This is a genomic window from uncultured Lactobacillus sp. (assembly GCF_902491705.1).
Taxonomy (GTDB): domain Bacteria; phylum Bacillota; class Bacilli; order Lactobacillales; family Lactobacillaceae; genus Lactobacillus.
This window is the reverse complement of sequence record NZ_CABUIW010000056.1, coordinates 1-15,587: the sequence shown is the minus strand read 5'-3', so window position 1 is coordinate 15,587 and position 15,587 is coordinate 1. Positions and strand designations below refer to the sequence as shown.

Genomic DNA, 15,587 nt, shown 5'->3' with positions numbered 1-15,587 from the left:
CAACGAAAAATAAATCGGCCCTCAAAAAACAATCAAGGACAATTATCTAAAAATATCAGGTCTAACCCTAGATGAGACTTGACTTTACGTAGAAAAAAGACATCCTTTTGTTAAGGATGTCTTTTGACTTATAAAGCTATTTTTTATTGCTTCCAAGAAGCATCAAGCTTGTTTTTACCAGTTTGAATATCACTGGTCCAACTTTGCTTCTTAGCAGCCTTAGCTAAGATAGTTTGCATATTAGTGTTAACTTGGTCATATGCAGTGATTGAGTTCTTAGTAACTGGCAAGAAGTATAAGTGCTTTGAAGTCTTAGAAAGAATAGCAGGGATCTTGCTGTTCTTAGCCTTTTGGTAAGCTGAATCATTCAAAGCAGCTGTGTTAACTGGCATGTAACCAGTTTGCTTTGCCCAATAGAGTTGTGATGACTTAGAGGTCAAGAACTTAAGGTACTTAAATGCGGCTGCCTTTTGCATTGCAGTAGCTTTCTTGAACATGTAAATATCAGTACCTTGTTGAACGTTCATAGTACTTGGACGAGCTGCAACACCGTAAGTGTAGCCCTTCTTAAGTCCTTGCTTAAGGTAAGCTTCGTTAGCAGTTGAACCGATGAACATGGCAACTTGACCATTGTTAAATGGGGTAGACATGTACTTTTGTGTACCAGCTTGCATGAAGTAGCCAGCCTTTACACCGTTTGCGTAGTAGTTGATTGCCTTAACAGAATCCTTAGCAGCAAAGTTCAAATTCTTGTTGAAGTCCTTGCCGTAAACTTCCTTCATTTGCATCATGTAGTAGTTGTTAAGTGCATCGAAGCCGACACCGCGAACCTTATGGTGACTCTTGCGGTAGATTTCAGCAGATACGCTTGCAAGTTGACTCATGTTAGTTGGAACTTTTACGCCATACTTATCAAGCAATGTCTTGTTGTAGAAGAGTACTTCGACTGACTTGTTAAATGGTACACCGTATTGTGTGCCACCGATGTTAGCACCATCCCAAAGTGCTTTTTTAATTCCACTGTTTTTGTATGAGCCCCAGCCGATTGACTTGTTGTTAACATATGGAGTTAAGTTAACAAGCATGTTGTTTTTAGCCGCATTGTAAAGCCAACCTGGGTAAGCTTGAGTAATAGTTGGTAAATCCTTTGGAGATTGGACACCAGATACAAGCTTGGCTTGTAAGTCTGAATAGTTACCACCTTGGCTTTGCAACTTAATGGTAATGTTAGGATTCTTCTTTTCAAAGTCCTTAGTTAACTTTTGCAAAGCACTTTGTGAAGTTCCAGTTAATGAATACCAGAAATTAATAGTGGTTTTCTTATTAATCTTGGTAGGAATCTTTGATGAGCTTGAACTTGAATTATTATTGTTATTTGAACAAGCACTAAGACTGACTAAACCAATTGCAGCTGCACCGACAAGTGCTAGCTTTTTATAAAATTTCATTCTTCTATTGCCTCTCAATATATCATTCTTTCAAGTACAAGTTTAACATAAATATACGTACTATTGATAGACAAATTTAATATAATGTTCTTAAATGAACATAGCTATAAAAATTGGTAATTTGGTTTAGTAGGTGAGAATAATGGATAAAAATCCTTTAGTTTATGAATATTCAATCGGTAAGCGTAAGCCATACGACTACGATTACGGCAATCGTCAAGGTAACCAGAATGCAGGCTGTCCTTTCTGTGATGTAAGTCATTTGGTTAATATTTTTGATAAAGACGGCGACAAGATTTGGTTAAAAAATAAATATCCGACTTTGCAGGATACAGACCAAACTATTTTAATCGAATCAAGTGACCACCAAGGCGACATTTCTACGTACACACGCGAAGATAACCAAGAATTAATGAAGTTTGCTCTTAAATGTTTTCAAAAAATGTATAACTCAGGTAGATATAAGAGTGTTCTGTGGTACAAGAACTTTGGTCCTAAATCAGATGGTTCTTTGACTCACCCACATATGCAAATTGTTGGTTTGTATCACAAAGATGGTTACTGTGATATCGGTCCCGATAATTTTAAAGGTTTTGAAGTTGGTAGATCTGGATCAGTTGAAATGAATCTTTCCGCATATCCTGTTCAAGGCTACCAAGAAGTGAACATTTTAACTAAGGACAACACCAATTTGGGTACCTGGGCTGATTTGATTCAAAAAGGTACGCAATATGTAAGATCAGTCTTGTCACACGGTGTTGATTCGTACAACTTATTCTTTTACCCAATTAATGATGGGACTGGAACTTGCTGCAAGATTATTCCACGTTTTTACGCTTCACCTTATTTTGTAGGCTACAAGATTTCACAAGTTGATGACTCCAATACTTTGAAATGGGAAGCCGAGCGACTCAAGGGCTTTGTAAACGGCGGTATTTTACATTAGGATGTCAAAAAAATGTGTTCAGCTAATTGAACACGTTTTTTTGATATAATTAAAACGATTAAATACATTTCTAAGAAGGGATGCTCATGAAGAAGATTGTAGTTATTGGATCAAGCAATGTAGATACTACATTGCACGTAAAGGATTTTCCTAAGCCTGGCGAAACTATTAATGCCAAGGAAATTACTACTGCAGGTGGAGGCAAAGGCGCCAATCAAGCTATTGCTGCTGCTAAAAGTGGTGCAGAGACTTACTTTATTAACCGTGTAGGTGAAGACAGCGAAGGCGGCTATATTACCCATCAATTGAAGAGCTACGGAGTAGACACTACTTATGTACAAACGACAATGGGTGCAAAGACTGGTCATGCTTACATTACTTTAAATGAAGCTGGTCAAAACGATATTATTATTGATCACGGTGCAAATTATGAATTAACTGTTGAAGACATTAAAGCAGCAGGCGATTTAATTAAGAGCTGGGACTGCATCATTGCTCAATTTGAAACACCAATTGAAGTAACTACTGCAGCTTTTAAGATGGCTAAAAAGGCGGGCAAGATTACTATTTTGAATCCAGCACCAGCCATTGAAAAGATTCCAGAAGAATTATTGAAATATACCGACATTATTACACCAAACGAAACTGAAAGTGCAAAGATTACTGGTATTCAAATTAAAGATAAGTCATCTTTAGCAACTAATGCTGAAAAGCTTCACTTACTTGGTGTAAAGAATGTTGTGATTACTTACGGTGATAAGGGTGCATATATTTCAACTGAAAATGTTGAAACTTTGATTCCTGCATATAAGGTCGAAGCAACTGATACAACTGGTGCCGGCGATACCTTTATTGGTTACTTAGCAAGCAACTTGAAAGAAGACTTATCAAACTTTGAAGAAGCTGCTAAGATTGCTAGCCGTGCTTCATCAATCGCAGTTCAACGTTTAGGTGCACAACCATCAATTCCTACTGAACAAGAAGTAAAGCAAGCGCTGGAGGAAGAATAAATGGATAAAGCTGAGCAAGATCGTTTAAAAAAAGAAGCTGCTGAAAAAGCAGCCGATATGGTCAAATCTGGTATGATCTTGGGCGTTGGTACCGGATCTACAGTGGCATTTTTTATTGATGCTTTAGGCAAGCGTAAAGATGAAGATGGCTTGAAGTTAAAAGCAATTGTTACTACCAGTAACAGAAGTAAGAAGCAACTTGAAGGTTTAGGCTTTAAAGTTAGTGAACTTGCTGATATTGATCAAGCAGATTTAACTGTTGATGGATCAGACCGTGTTGCTGACAACTTAGATGGTATCAAAGGTGGCGGCGGTGCTTTAACTCTTGAAAAGAATGTAGCCATTAACTCCAAGAAGATTGTTTGGATTGTTGATGAATCTAAATTAGTTCATCGCTTAAGCGGCTTCCCACTTCCTGTTGAAGTTTTGCCAATTTCTTGTGAGCAAAACTTTAGACGCTTTGAACAAGAAGGCTTAAAGCCTCAATGGCGTATGGATGGCGATAAGCGTTACATTACCCACTATGGTAATTACATCATTGACTTAGCAGTTGATCCAATTCCAGCTCCTCATGGTTTAGCTGATTATCTTGATCACACTGTTGGTGTGGTTGAACACGGATTGTTCCTTGATATGTGTGATGAGGTAATTATTGCACATAGCGATGGTACGATTGAAGATAAGAAGAAGTAAAATTGGGATGAATAAGAAAGTGGTTTGAACCTAACCACTTTTTTTATTGGTCGTTTTTTTGTATCATAAAGTTACTTACATGCTTAGAAAGGGCAAATTTTATGACCAAAAAACCTTTAATTATTAGTACTGATCCAGGAATCGATGATGTTGCTGCAATGACTATCAGTCTTTTTGCAGATGAACTCGATGTAAGAATGATCGTTCCAACTTGGGGTAACGTGCCACTAGAATATACTACGCAAAATACCCTTGATTTAGAAAAATTCTTGCATACTAAGGTCCCTGTGGTTATTGGTGCAAATCAGCCACTTGTTGCTCCAATGATTAGTGCAGCGTCAGTACACGGCAAGACTGGAATTGCCGGTTTTGAATTTGAAAAGGCGAATACTGATCTAGTTAAGCCAGGCCTTGCTGCTACTTTAATGGCTGAAGAAATTAAAAAGAGCCCAGAAAAGGTAACTTTAATGGGTATCGGGCCTTTGACTGATTATGCTTTACTCTTTAAGCAATATCCTGAAGTAAAGGAAAATGTTGAACAAGTGGTAATTATGGGCGGAAACATCGGCCGTGGTAATCACAGTCCACTTGCAGAATACAATATTGCAGGTGATCCTGAAGCCGCACAAGTAGTATTTCATAGTGGTTTACCAGTCAAAGTAGCTCCACTTGAAATCGGTAATAAAGCCCACCTTACACCTGAACAAATGGATAAGGTAAAAGAATGTGGTGAAGTAGGTAACATGCTTTACTCTATGTTTTCAAACATTCATGAACCAGATGGCGATCCACGAATTAAGATCTATGATCCAACAGCTGTGGGCATTTTGCTTCATCCAGAGATGTTTACTATGAGAAAAGCAAATGTAGAAATTGAACTTCGCGGTCAATACACTTATGGTGCAAGCGTAATTAACTTCATGGATCAAGAACATGTAAATGCAGAAATTGCGACTGATGTTGATTTAGACAAGTTTGCAAAATGGTTTATCGATAGTATCAAAAAAGCTGATCAAGGAAGAGAATAATGGCAGATTACGTTTATCGGACAGTAATGCAGGATATAAAACATAATATTTTAAATGATAAATATGATGGGATGCGGATTCCCGATGAGCGTAGTTTAGCAGAACACTATGGTGTTAGTCGCTCGTCAATGAAGCGGGCTTTGGAATTGCTTGCTCAGCAGGGAATAGTCTTTAAAAAACGAGGTAGTGGCACCTTCATCAATCCACTTTATCTAAAAAATCAGGCGATGTTTCGCTACGATGGATCCAATTTAGGGATTACTGACAGTTTTAAGGTGCCTGGCAAAAAGCAACAAATTAAGTTACTCGATTTTCATGTCATTAAAGCTACTAAGGAAGTTGCAGAGGACTTATTTTTAAACGAAAATGACTTTGTTTATGAGTTTAAGAGACTGCGTTTGCTTGATGAGCAGCCATTCTTGATTGAAACGGGTTATTTACCAATTAAGATCATGCCGGAATTAAAGCCTGAAACGCTGCAAAGTTCATTATTCAATTATTTAGAAGATGAGCAAAATAAGACGGTTACCAAAGCATTTCTGAATATTACAGTTGAGCCGTCAAACAAGACAGATCAAGAACAGCTTCATTTAAAAGATACCGAACCTGTAGGGGTGATGGATGGTATCTTCTTCTTAGATGATGGTACGCCATTTGAAGTGTCTAACATGCGAGTGCATTATCACTACATGAATTTCAATACTTTTGTAAATTTGGGAAAATAAAAAGTTGAGTTTTTACTCAACTTTTTTTGTTTAGGTATTGATTTTTTTCTTTTCAACGGGTCATTTTTGAATAAAATTATCCCATTCACTTCGTAGAATACCATAATTCAAGCTATCATAATAAACTCCGTCATAATAGCGTACTTTGCGAATTTGACCTTCTTTTTTAAAATTTAGTTTTTGTGCTAGATGCATCATTCCTTTATTACCACTCCACGTGGTTAAACCAATATGTTCAAGATCGAGATATTTCTTAAAAATATTAGTAATCCATAGACTTAATGAAGTACTACCAATTCCTTGTTTCCACTCATCTGAATTGTAAATTACAATACCGATTTCTAGCCACCTGGTCTGTTTATTAATCCAAACTTTTGATACCATACCGATTGCTTTAGAGTCTAAAATAATTGCTTTACAATCACTACTTAACAGAAAGTCAGCGATAGAGCTAGTTTTAAAATCTATAAAATTAGGATATTGAATGTAATCATCAAAATACGGTGCATTATAATCGATCCAATTAGGGTGCTCTTTTGTGAATCCGGCCTTCCAAATGTCTTTTAAATACGTTTGATTGAATGGTTGTAAAGAAATATTTATAGCCATATGTTCTCCCAGTGATTAAGTAGTATTTTCTGCTTATTGTTTATATTAAAGACTTCTATTTAGGTAATGATCTAAGACTTCTAAGACACCATCGTCATTATTAGAAGGAGCTTCATATTTAGCAATCTTTTTAATTTCCGGATCGCCGTTCGCCATTGCATAGCTGTAACCAGCAAGCTCAAGCATTTCCTTGTCATTTTGTCCATCGCCAAAGGCAATTAATTCGCTTGGTTTAGCGATGGACAAAATGACAAGAAGTATTTTAATGCACTACCTTTATTTACGCTGTAAGGTACGATATCAAGCAATCCGAAACCACTTGAAGTACAGTGAATCTTTTCAGCATGCTTCTTATTAAATGCACGCTCAAATTCTGCAGAGAAGTCTGTTTTTTAACTTAGAGTAATCTTGGTAATACGATCATCAGGATTTATAGCAGAGATAAGATCGCTAACTTCAATTCGATCAGGATAATAGAAGTTCATCGTCTGCTTAAAATCAGGTGAAGAATTAATCGTTGTATATGAATTTTCAACCCCAGTTACAATGATTGAACTTTCTGGATAATGTTCTTGGATGAATTTGATTAGATCAATTGTTGTCTTATAAGTAATCAGGTGAGTGTTGATAATCTTGTCATCTTGTAAAAGTAGTGAACCGTTATCTGCGATCATGTCGATTCGATCCAAGAATCCCATGAAATCTTTTCTAAGTCGCTCATAAGGTCGACCACTTGATACGATAAAATGACCACCGTCTGCACGTAATTGATCCAAAAGACGATCAAATTTTTTATGATTAAAAGTTTGATCATCACGCATGAATGTGCCGTCCATATCAACGGCAACTACTTTAAAAGGAATTTTACTCATTTATTTTACCCTCTATATTTATCTACTAAGTTAAGTATAGCAGATGAATGTAAGTGATTTCAGTTAAATGGTTTTATAAGGAAAAATTTTCAAATCCAAAAAAGAGCTGCTAAATCAAGACTTATTTTAAAATTTTTTAGATGTTAAGTTAGATACAACAAAATTATTTGTTCGATTGAGGGAGAAACGAAATGGCAGTTTTAGAAATCCAAGACTTACATGTTGAAGTAAAAGATGACGAAAAAAAGCAAATGAAAGAGATCCTGAAAGGCGTAAATTTAACTCTTAAAACTGGTGAAATCCACGCCATTATGGGACCTAATGGTACTGGTAAATCTACATTATCAGAAACTATTATGGGCAATCAAAATTATCACATTACTGGAGGAGATATTAAGCTCAACGGTGAAAGTATTCTTGATATGACTGTTGATGAAAGAGCACGTAAAGGACTTTTTCTTGCTATGCAATATCCCGCAGAAGTTCCTGGCGTAACTAATGCGGAATTTTTAAGAACTGCGATCAATGCTCGTCGTCCAAAAGACAATCCTATTCCAATTACTGATTTTTTAAAGGAATTAGATAAGAATTTGGATTTACTTGATATGAAGCAATCAATGACAGAACGCTACTTAAATGAAGGTTTTTCTGGTGGTGAAAAGAAGCGTAACGAAATTTTGCAGTTGTTAATGATCAAACCAAGCTTTGCAATTTTGGATGAAATTGATTCCGGCCTTGATATTGATGCATTGAAGGTCGTTTCTCGTGGTGTAAACGCAATGCGCGGTGAAAACTTCGGCTCTTTGATTATTACTCACTACCAAAGATTATTAAATTACATTGTTCCTGATGTTGTTCACGTGATGATGGATGGCCGAGTTGTAAAAGATGGTGGCCCTGAACTGGCTAAGAGACTTGAAGATGAGGGTTATGCAGGCCTTCGCGATGAATTAGGTTTGAATATTCACTTAGTTGATGACAATGAATAGAGGTAGAAAAATGTCAGAAACAAGTAAAGCTGCTCAATTGCAAGAAGACAGTCTAAAGCGTGAAGAACCCAAGTGGCTGCTTGAAAAAAGAGAGGCAGCTTTTGAGCAAATTGATAAGCTAGATTTCCCAAGAATGCAGAGATTTCATTATAAAAATTGGCCACTTATGGAAAATGAAAGTATTAAGCCTTTTGACTCAGATCCTGCCTTAATTGAGAAAGATGAAAATGCAAATTTAATTCAGTTTGGTCAAACCACTGTTTCAGTTAGCTTAGATGAAGAAATGAAGCAAGATGGTGTGATTTTATCTGATATTTTTTCAGCTATCAAAAATCATCCAGAATTGGTTCAAAAATATCTGATGACTGAAGTTATTGATGCCAATGAAGATAAATTAACTGCTAATCATATGGCGTATTTTAACTCAGGACTATTTTTATATATTCCTAAAAACGTTCAGGTTAAAAATCCAATCGAGGTCGATTTGATACAAGATAGTACCCAAGATGCAAATTGGAATCCGCATATTTTAATCGTGGCTGAACAGGGATCTTCAGTGAAGTTTTTGCAACATTTGAGTACAGTTGGAGATCATAAAAATACGGCCAGCATGATGGTTGAAATTGTTGCTAATCCTGAGAGTAAAGTTGAGTTTTCTTCATTAGAAGAGATCAGCAAGCAAACTACTTTGTATTTCAATCGAAGAGCCAAAATTAAAAAAGATGCTCATGTTGAGTGGGCCATTGGATTTATGAATGACTGTGACACAATTGGAGACATTGATTCTGAGTTAATTGGTGAAGGCAGTTATGCCAATTCTCAAGCTATTGCTGTAACTAGTGGCAAGCAAAAGATGGGGATTAATAATCGAGTTACCAATCGTGGACCGCATTCAACTGGTTTAATCAATCAACGTGGAGTTTTACTAGAGGATTCAAATTTAATTTTTAACGGAATTGGTCAAATTGTGCATGGCGCACATGGCTCGAAGGCAGATCAACAGAATAGAGTTTTGATGATGTCAGACAATGCTCATGGGGATGCTAATCCACTTTTATTAATTGATGAAAATGACGTTATTGCGGCTCACGCGGCAAGTGTTGGACCCGTTGATCAAATTCAAATGGATTACTTAATGAGTCGCGGAATTCCATATGATCAAGCCGAACGCTTGGTAATTCGTGGATTCTTAGGCGCAGTCCTAGATTCAATTCCAGATAAATCAGTAAGAGCTAAGATGATCAAAATTTTGGAAAGAAAGTTAATTGATGGACAAAGAAAAGCTGTTTCAAATTCGTGATCAATTTCCAATTCTTCAAGAAAAAATAAATGGACATAAATTAATCTATTTAGATAGTGCCGCAACTGCACAGATTCCTAATAGTGTACTTGAAAAGATTAATGAATTTGAAAAGGCCAAAAGAGCAAATGTACACCGTAGCGTTGATACATTAGGTATTGAGGCTACTCAGGCATATGAAGATGCTCGAGCAAAGGTACAACATTTTATTAACGCCAAAAACGCAAGTGAAGTGATTTTCACAGCTGGTTGTACTGACAGCTTGAATTTAGTTGCTTCAACCTATGGGCTTCAGAATGTTAATGAAGGAGACGAAATCGTTGTGACGATTATGGAACACCATAGCGATTTTGTCCCTTGGCAGCAGTTGGCTTTAATGAAGCATGCTATTTTAAAGTTCATTGATATTACAGATGATGGTCAGCTGGATCTTGATGATGCAAAAAAGAAAATTACTGATAAAACCAAGATAGTTGCTATAGCACATGCATCTAATGTTCTAGGAACAATTAATCCAATAAAGACTTTAGCTAAAATAGCTCATAGCCATGGTGCAAAAATCGTGGTCGATGGTGCTCAAGCTGCAGGTCACATTCCAATTGACGTGCAAGATTTAGATGCTGATTTTTATGCTTTTTCTGGACATAAGATGTTTGGTCCAGATGGAATTGGCATTTTATATGGCAAAAAGAATTTGCTTGAGGTAATGCCACCATATCGTTTTGGTGGCGAGATGATTGAATCGGTAACTAAAGAACGTACAACTTGGGCAGCTGTACCACAAAAGTTTGAGGCGGGAACTCCCAACATTTCTGGAGCAATTGGGTTAGCTAGTGCCATTGATTTTATCAATCAAATTGGTCTTAACGATATTCAAAGCCGTGAACATGAACTTACAAAATATGTACTACCTAAATTAGAAGAGTTGTCATATGTTACAGTTTATGGTCCTAAAGATGTCGAAAAGCACACTAACGTGATTGCCTTTAATTTAAATAATGTGCATCCCCACGACTTAGCAACTGCATTAGACTTTGAAGGAATTCAAATCAGAGCTGGACATCATTGCGCTCAACCTTTAATGGAGAGACTTAACGTTGAATCAACTGCGCGCGTAAGCTTTTCAATTTTTAATTTGCAAAAAGATTGTGACCATTTGCTTTCAGCGCTGAAAGAGACAGAGGAGTTTTTCAATAATGGCATTAAATGATCAACTTAGAATGCTATATCGACAAGTAATTTTAGAGAATGCGCAAAATCCTCGCAATCGCGGCGAGATTGATAATGCAGATCGTCAAACGACAATTTATAACCCAAGTTGTGGTGATAAATTGCATCTAACTTTAAAGTTAAGCGACGATCAAAAAGTGATTAAGCAAATTGCTTTTGAGGGGCAGGGATGTACTATTAGCCAAGCTTCAGCTAGTTTAATGACGACTCTTATGACTGGTAAAAGTCAGGATGAAGCTATTAGGCTATCTAAATTGTTCTCAGATTTAGCAATGGGGCATGAACATCCTGAAGAAGAGATTGATCAATTAAAAGACGCAAAAATTTTAACGAGTATTATGGAATTTCCTGCCAGAATTAAATGTGCAACGCTTGCTTGGTGGGGATTAGATCGCATGCTTTTAGGTGAAAGTAAGGAAAACGAGAATGACTAAAGTAGAAGACATCGTTAAAGATGAAAATTATCAATATGGCTTTCACGATGATGTGAAGCCGAAATTTTCAACCGGTCGTGGCTTAACTGAAGATATTGTACGTAAGATTTCTGCAGAAAAGCATGAGCCAAAGTGGATGCTAGATTATAGACTCAAATGCTATGAAATTTACAAGAAAATGCCAATGCCTAATTTTGGCCCCGATCTTTCAGATCTTGATCTTGAGAACATGCTTTATTATCAAAAAATGACTGATAAAAAGTATCGTGATTGGAAAGATGTTCCAGATGATATTAAGGAAACTTTTGAAAGACTAGGAGTTCCACAAGCAGAACGTAAATATCTAGCTGGCTCTGCTGCCCAGTATGAATCAGAAATGGTTTACCACAATATGAAGAAGCAATTCGATGAAATGGGCATCATTTTTACTGATACAGATACAGCTTTACAAAAATATCCAGAAATCTTTAAGAAGTATTTTGGTAAGCTTGTGAAACCAACTTCTAATAAATTTGCGGCTTTAAATGGAGCTGTGTGGTCAGGTGGATCATTTATTTATGTACCAAAAGATGTTAAATGTATGACACCACTTCAAGCTTACTTTAGATTGAATGCAGAAAATTCTGGTCAATTTGAACGAACATTGATCATCGTTGAACCAGGTGCTCACCTTGATTATGTTGAAGGCTGTACTGCTCCACAATATTCTTCAGATAGTTTGCACGCGGCCGTTGTTGAAGTTAACGTTATGCATGATGCATATTGCCGTTACACTACAATTCAGAACTGGTCAGATAATGTTTATAGTCTGGAAACAAAGCGTGCTGCAGCTGATGCACATGCCACAATGGAATGGGTTGATGGTAATCTTGGTGCCAAGGTAACCATGAAGTATCCTAGTGTTTATTTAAACGGTGAAGGTGCACGCGGAACTATGCTTTCAATTGCTGTAGCTCATAAGGGTATTCACCAAGACTCTGGCTCTAGAATGATTCATAACGCTCCTAATACTTCGAGTTCAATTGTGTCAAAATCAATTGCTAAAGGTGGCGGCTCTACCGATTATCGTGGTAGTGTCAACTTTACTAAAAACTCATCTGGTTCAAAGGCTCACGTTGAATGTGACACCATCATCATGGATGACAAATCTTCTTCAGACACTATTCCTACTAATTCAATTGAAAACTCCAATGTGACAATGGAACATGAAGCTACGGTTTCTAAGATTTCAGATGAGGAACTTTATTATCTTGAAAGTCGCGGCATCCCTGAAAGAAAAGCCACTGAGATGATCATTATGGGATTTGTTGAACCATTTACTAAGCAATTGCCAATGGAATATGCGGTTGAACTTAATCGTTTGATTAGCTTCCAGATGGAAGGAGCAATTGGATAATGGATGTAGATAAATTAAATGAAAAAGAAAAGGCAGTTTACGATGCTTTAGCTAAGGTAATTGATCCAGAACTTGGTGTGTCGCTAATAGATCTGGGATTGATTTATGATATCGATGTAGATGATGAGGGTTTATGCAAAATAAATTGGACTTTGACGACGATGGGATGCCCAATTATTGATGTTTTAACTGATTTGATTCATAAAGCAGCAATGAGTATTGATGGGATAAAAAAGTGTGACGTAAAGTTAGTTTATTATCCTCAATGGACACCGGATAAGATGAGCCGAGAAGCACGTTTGATTCTGGGAGTTCACCTATAAGAATCAAGCAATATTCATTTATTTATATATGCTAAATAAATCTCCTAGGTGTGAAAAAATTCAGACTTAGGAGTTTTTTGATACAAAAAATATAATACTTAACTATCTAACTGTTATAATTAATAAAAATGAAAAGAGGGATATTATGCCAACTAAAAAAGAAAAATTTGCTGAAGCAAATCGGCTACTTCGCCTTTATATGATTCAGACGCAGCGTTTCATTATGCAACAAACCTCAAGTTTAGACGTTACACCGCAACAAGCTCATACGATGGCCTATATTAAAAAGCATCCAGGTTTGATCCAGCGTGAACTTAGCGATTTCTTCCATTTACGTAATGCATCAGTCACGAACATGTTGAAGAATTTGGAGCGTGATGGATTAATTGTGCGAAAAGTTGATCCTAATTCAGCTAGAAACAAAAGAATTTATTTAACTGAAAAAGGTGAAAAAATAGCACAAGAAATTGATGATCAAATGGACAACCTTAACCAACAAATTATCGATAGATTAGATGAACGGGATATTGATAATCTCTTAACTAGTTTGAAAAATATAAATAAAAGCCTTAAATAGAAAAATTAGGCACTTGACTATTAGATATCTAAGTGTTTAAATAATTAAAAAAGTTAGATACTTAACTATTTAGTAGGAGGTTTTCATGAGGCCTGATATATCGAATAAATCAAATAAGCAAAATAAATTTAACTTTAATAGCTTTTTTAAACTAATTAACAGCCTGCATCCCCATTACTCCAAATTGGTAATTGGTACTATCTTAGGATTCATCGCTACTGCTGCTAACTTATTCGTACCGCAACTAGCGCAGCGTTTGATTAATGGTTTTAAAAATCTAAGTCCTAATTTAGTCATCCTAACTATCATAATTTTCATAGGTGGACTGATTATCAGTGCGTTATCTGGACTAATTTTGGGTATTTTTGGTGAAGAGGTTGTTGCAAAACTGCGTAAAAAGTTGTGGAGCAAACTTCTTCATATGCCGGTTACATATTTTGATAATACTAAAACTGGTGAAATTAGTTCGCGCTTGGTGAATGATACTTCTCAAGTTAAAGAGCTGCTTGCATCAACCTTGCCTAATGCAATGACATCACTTTTACAATTCTTTGGTGCATTAATCATTATGCTAGCCATGGATTGGCAAATGACGATTTTGATGTTTGTTGGTGTACCTTTGATTATTTTGGCTGTTTTGCCAATCATGCAAAAATCCCGCAGTATTGGCCGCAGACGTCAAGATGAGTTAGCTAATTTTTCTAGTGATTCAACCAGTGTCTTAGGTGAAATTCGATTAGTTAAATCATCTAATGGTGAGCAAAAAGAACTAAAAGACGGTAATCACCGTATTGATAGCCTTTACGGAATCGGTGTGAAAGAAGCGCTGATTAATTCGCTCACTTCACCTATTACTAATATGCTGATGATGGTCATGTTTTTAGGCATTTTAGGTTATGGGGCAATTCGAGTAATGAATGGCTCATTAACTATGGGTGCATTGGTTTCATTTTTGATGTATCTTTTTCAAATTATGTCACCAGTAATTATCATCAGTCAGTTCTTCAACCGTCTTTCACAAACCAGTGGTTCAACTGAAAGAATTAATCAGATTTTACAAGAAGATGAAGAAACTACTGCTGATAAAAAGCAAGTTGATATTACTAATAAGACTTTGAAATTTGAAAATGTTAATTTTGAATATGAAAAAGATAAGCCAATCCTTCATAACATCAATTTCTCGGCTAAACCCAATACTGTCGTAGCTTTTGCTGGTCCATCAGGTGGTGGTAAATCAACAATCTTTTCATTAATTGAGCAATTCTATCAACCAACTTCTGGAAAAATTGTTATTGGCGATACTGAAATTAAGGATATTGATTTAAGCAATTGGCGCAAGCAAATTGGTCTTGTGGGACAAAATTCTGCTGTAATGCCAGGTACAATTCGTGAAAATCTGGTTTACGGACTGGATAAAGAAGTAGATGAAGCAGAATTATGGCGCGTTTTAAAAATGGCATATGCAGATCAGTTTGTTAAAGAAATGGATGATGGCCTTGATACACAAATAGGTGAGCGAGGTATTAAATTATCAGGTGGTCAGCGTCAACGAATTGCGATTGCTCGTGCATTTTTGCGTGATCCTAAGATCCTAATGCTGGATGAAGCAACAGCTAGTCTAGATTCAGAATCTGAGGCAATGGTGCAAAAGGCGCTTAATTCATTGATGAAAGATCGAACAACTCTGGTAATTGCACATAGATTGAGTACGATTGTGGATGCAGATTGTATTTACTTCATCGATCATGGAACTGTTTCAGGATCTGGGACTCATGATGAATTAATTAAATCAACACCGCTTTACGCGCAATATGTGCACAATCAATTTAAAAAATAATAAAAAAAGTTGCTAAATCTTGGTACTGAAGTGGGACCTAAAAAGTAGACATTTTAAAACATAGGATTAATAGAGGCTTGATTCCGATATTCTTTCGGAGTTAAGCCTTTTAATCTGCTCTTTATCCTTTCTTCGTTATAGTATTTGATATATTCCTCTATAGCTTGAGC

The 15,587-nt window shown here is 36.4% G+C and carries 16 protein-coding genes and 1 pseudogene; 13 read left to right on the top strand and 4 right to left on the bottom strand.

The window, feature by feature from the left end:
- Positions 1–143: 143 nt before the first annotated feature.
- Entirely contained in the window at positions 144–1,448 is a 1,305-nt protein-coding gene (locus tag RDN22_RS09390; RefSeq protein WP_308557753.1) for an extracellular solute-binding protein, read from the bottom strand.
- Between the two features lie 142 nt (positions 1,449–1,590).
- Here RDN22_RS09390 and RDN22_RS09385 point away from each other — a divergent pair, with 142 nt between their 5' ends.
- From RDN22_RS09385 to RDN22_RS09365, 5 genes are all read left to right on the top strand, one after another.
- Positions 1,591–2,394 carry a DUF4931 domain-containing protein gene (locus RDN22_RS09385; protein WP_308557751.1) on the top strand — a complete coding sequence of 268 codons (804 nt, stop codon included), beginning with the start codon at positions 1,591–1,593 and terminating at the stop codon, positions 2,392–2,394.
- An 86-nt stretch (positions 2,395–2,480) separates the two neighbouring features.
- Complete coding sequence (rbsK, locus tag RDN22_RS09380; RefSeq protein WP_308557749.1) at positions 2,481–3,404, top strand: ribokinase; 924 nt, start codon at positions 2,481–2,483, stop codon at positions 3,402–3,404.
- On the top strand, positions 3,405–4,097 hold the full coding sequence (rpiA, locus tag RDN22_RS09375) for a ribose-5-phosphate isomerase RpiA (protein WP_308557748.1): 693 nt from the start codon (positions 3,405–3,407) through the stop codon (positions 4,095–4,097).
- Positions 4,098–4,198: 101 nt separating this feature from the next.
- The gene (locus tag RDN22_RS09370) at positions 4,199–5,125 is read left to right on the top strand and encodes a nucleoside hydrolase (RefSeq protein WP_308557747.1); all 927 of its coding nucleotides are present in this window, start codon (positions 4,199–4,201) and stop codon (positions 5,123–5,125) included.
- Positions 5,125–5,850: a GntR family transcriptional regulator gene (locus RDN22_RS09365; RefSeq protein WP_308557745.1), complete on the top strand. Its 726-nt coding sequence runs from the start codon at positions 5,125–5,127 to the stop codon at positions 5,848–5,850. Before RDN22_RS09370 ends, RDN22_RS09365 begins: the two co-directional genes overlap by 1 nt.
- A gap of 60 nt (positions 5,851–5,910) precedes the next feature.
- Here RDN22_RS09365 and RDN22_RS09360 read toward each other — a convergent pair whose 3' ends face one another.
- Together RDN22_RS09360 and RDN22_RS09355 are read right to left on the bottom strand one after the other, a co-directional pair.
- Entirely contained in the window at positions 5,911–6,459 is a 549-nt protein-coding gene (locus RDN22_RS09360; protein WP_308557743.1) for a GNAT family protein, read from the bottom strand.
- A 45-nt stretch (positions 6,460–6,504) separates the two neighbouring features.
- Positions 6,505–7,331, bottom strand: a pseudogene (locus RDN22_RS09355) (Cof-type HAD-IIB family hydrolase).
- Between the two features lie 191 nt (positions 7,332–7,522).
- Here RDN22_RS09355 and sufC point away from each other — a divergent pair.
- From sufC to RDN22_RS09315, 8 genes are all read left to right on the top strand, one after another.
- A complete protein-coding gene (gene sufC, locus RDN22_RS09350) occupies positions 7,523–8,320 on the top strand; it encodes a Fe-S cluster assembly ATPase SufC (RefSeq protein ID WP_308557741.1) in 798 nt (265 codons plus the stop codon).
- A gap of 10 nt (positions 8,321–8,330) precedes the next feature.
- A complete protein-coding gene (gene sufD / locus RDN22_RS09345; protein ID WP_308557740.1) occupies positions 8,331–9,620 on the top strand; it encodes a Fe-S cluster assembly protein SufD in 1,290 nt (429 codons plus the stop codon).
- Positions 9,589–10,830, top strand: coding sequence for a SufS family cysteine desulfurase (locus RDN22_RS09340; protein ID WP_308557738.1), 1,242 nt, complete (start codon positions 9,589–9,591; stop codon positions 10,828–10,830). The genes sufD and RDN22_RS09340 overlap by 32 nt, the downstream gene beginning before the upstream one ends.
- Positions 10,817–11,284: a Fe-S cluster assembly sulfur transfer protein SufU gene (gene sufU / locus RDN22_RS09335; protein WP_308557737.1), complete on the top strand. Its 468-nt coding sequence runs from the start codon at positions 10,817–10,819 to the stop codon at positions 11,282–11,284. Before RDN22_RS09340 ends, sufU begins: the two co-directional genes overlap by 14 nt.
- Positions 11,277–12,680, top strand: a complete 1,404-nt coding sequence (gene sufB, locus RDN22_RS09330; protein WP_308557736.1) for a Fe-S cluster assembly protein SufB — start codon at positions 11,277–11,279, stop codon at positions 12,678–12,680. The genes sufU and sufB overlap by 8 nt, the downstream gene beginning before the upstream one ends.
- Positions 12,680–13,003 (top strand): metal-sulfur cluster assembly factor, encoded by a 324-nt coding sequence (locus tag RDN22_RS09325; protein WP_308557734.1) that lies wholly within the window; start codon positions 12,680–12,682, stop codon positions 13,001–13,003. The genes sufB and RDN22_RS09325 overlap by 1 nt, the downstream gene beginning before the upstream one ends.
- A gap of 145 nt (positions 13,004–13,148) precedes the next feature.
- Positions 13,149–13,580 (top strand): MarR family transcriptional regulator, encoded by a 432-nt coding sequence (locus tag RDN22_RS09320; protein WP_308557732.1) that lies wholly within the window; start codon positions 13,149–13,151, stop codon positions 13,578–13,580.
- A gap of 85 nt (positions 13,581–13,665) precedes the next feature.
- Entirely contained in the window at positions 13,666–15,417 is a 1,752-nt protein-coding gene (locus RDN22_RS09315) for an ABC transporter ATP-binding protein (protein ID WP_308557730.1), read from the top strand.
- Positions 15,418–15,470: 53 nt separating this feature from the next.
- Here RDN22_RS09315 and RDN22_RS09310 read toward each other — a convergent pair.
- Positions 15,471–15,587, bottom strand: a 117-nt coding sequence (locus tag RDN22_RS09310) for an IS3 family transposase (RefSeq protein WP_308554877.1), incomplete at its 5' end; no start/stop codon positions are given.

What these genes read in the sequence shown, in the direction of transcription:
- RDN22_RS09390 (WP_308557753.1), bottom strand. Translation starts at nt 1,448, where the DNA reads ATGAAATTTTATAAAAAGCTAGCACTTGTCGGTGCAGCTGCAATTGGT.
- RDN22_RS09385 (WP_308557751.1), top strand. Translation starts at nt 1,591, where the DNA reads ATGGATAAAAATCCTTTAGTTTATGAATATTCAATCGGTAAGCGTAAG.
- rbsK (WP_308557749.1), top strand. Translation starts at nt 2,481, where the DNA reads ATGAAGAAGATTGTAGTTATTGGATCAAGCAATGTAGATACTACATTG.
- rpiA (WP_308557748.1), top strand. Translation starts at nt 3,405, where the DNA reads ATGGATAAAGCTGAGCAAGATCGTTTAAAAAAAGAAGCTGCTGAAAAA.
- RDN22_RS09370 (WP_308557747.1), top strand. Translation starts at nt 4,199, where the DNA reads ATGACCAAAAAACCTTTAATTATTAGTACTGATCCAGGAATCGATGAT.
- RDN22_RS09365 (WP_308557745.1), top strand. Translation starts at nt 5,125, where the DNA reads ATGGCAGATTACGTTTATCGGACAGTAATGCAGGATATAAAACATAAT.
- RDN22_RS09360 (WP_308557743.1), bottom strand. Translation starts at nt 6,459, where the DNA reads ATGGCTATAAATATTTCTTTACAACCATTCAATCAAACGTATTTAAAA.
- sufC (WP_308557741.1), top strand. Translation starts at nt 7,523, where the DNA reads ATGGCAGTTTTAGAAATCCAAGACTTACATGTTGAAGTAAAAGATGAC.
- sufD (WP_308557740.1), top strand. Translation starts at nt 8,331, where the DNA reads ATGTCAGAAACAAGTAAAGCTGCTCAATTGCAAGAAGACAGTCTAAAG.
- RDN22_RS09340 (WP_308557738.1), top strand. Translation starts at nt 9,589, where the DNA reads ATGGACAAAGAAAAGCTGTTTCAAATTCGTGATCAATTTCCAATTCTT.
- sufU (WP_308557737.1), top strand. Translation starts at nt 10,817, where the DNA reads ATGGCATTAAATGATCAACTTAGAATGCTATATCGACAAGTAATTTTA.
- sufB (WP_308557736.1), top strand. Translation starts at nt 11,277, where the DNA reads ATGACTAAAGTAGAAGACATCGTTAAAGATGAAAATTATCAATATGGC.
- RDN22_RS09325 (WP_308557734.1), top strand. Translation starts at nt 12,680, where the DNA reads ATGGATGTAGATAAATTAAATGAAAAAGAAAAGGCAGTTTACGATGCT.
- RDN22_RS09320 (WP_308557732.1), top strand. Translation starts at nt 13,149, where the DNA reads ATGCCAACTAAAAAAGAAAAATTTGCTGAAGCAAATCGGCTACTTCGC.
- RDN22_RS09315 (WP_308557730.1), top strand. Translation starts at nt 13,666, where the DNA reads ATGAGGCCTGATATATCGAATAAATCAAATAAGCAAAATAAATTTAAC.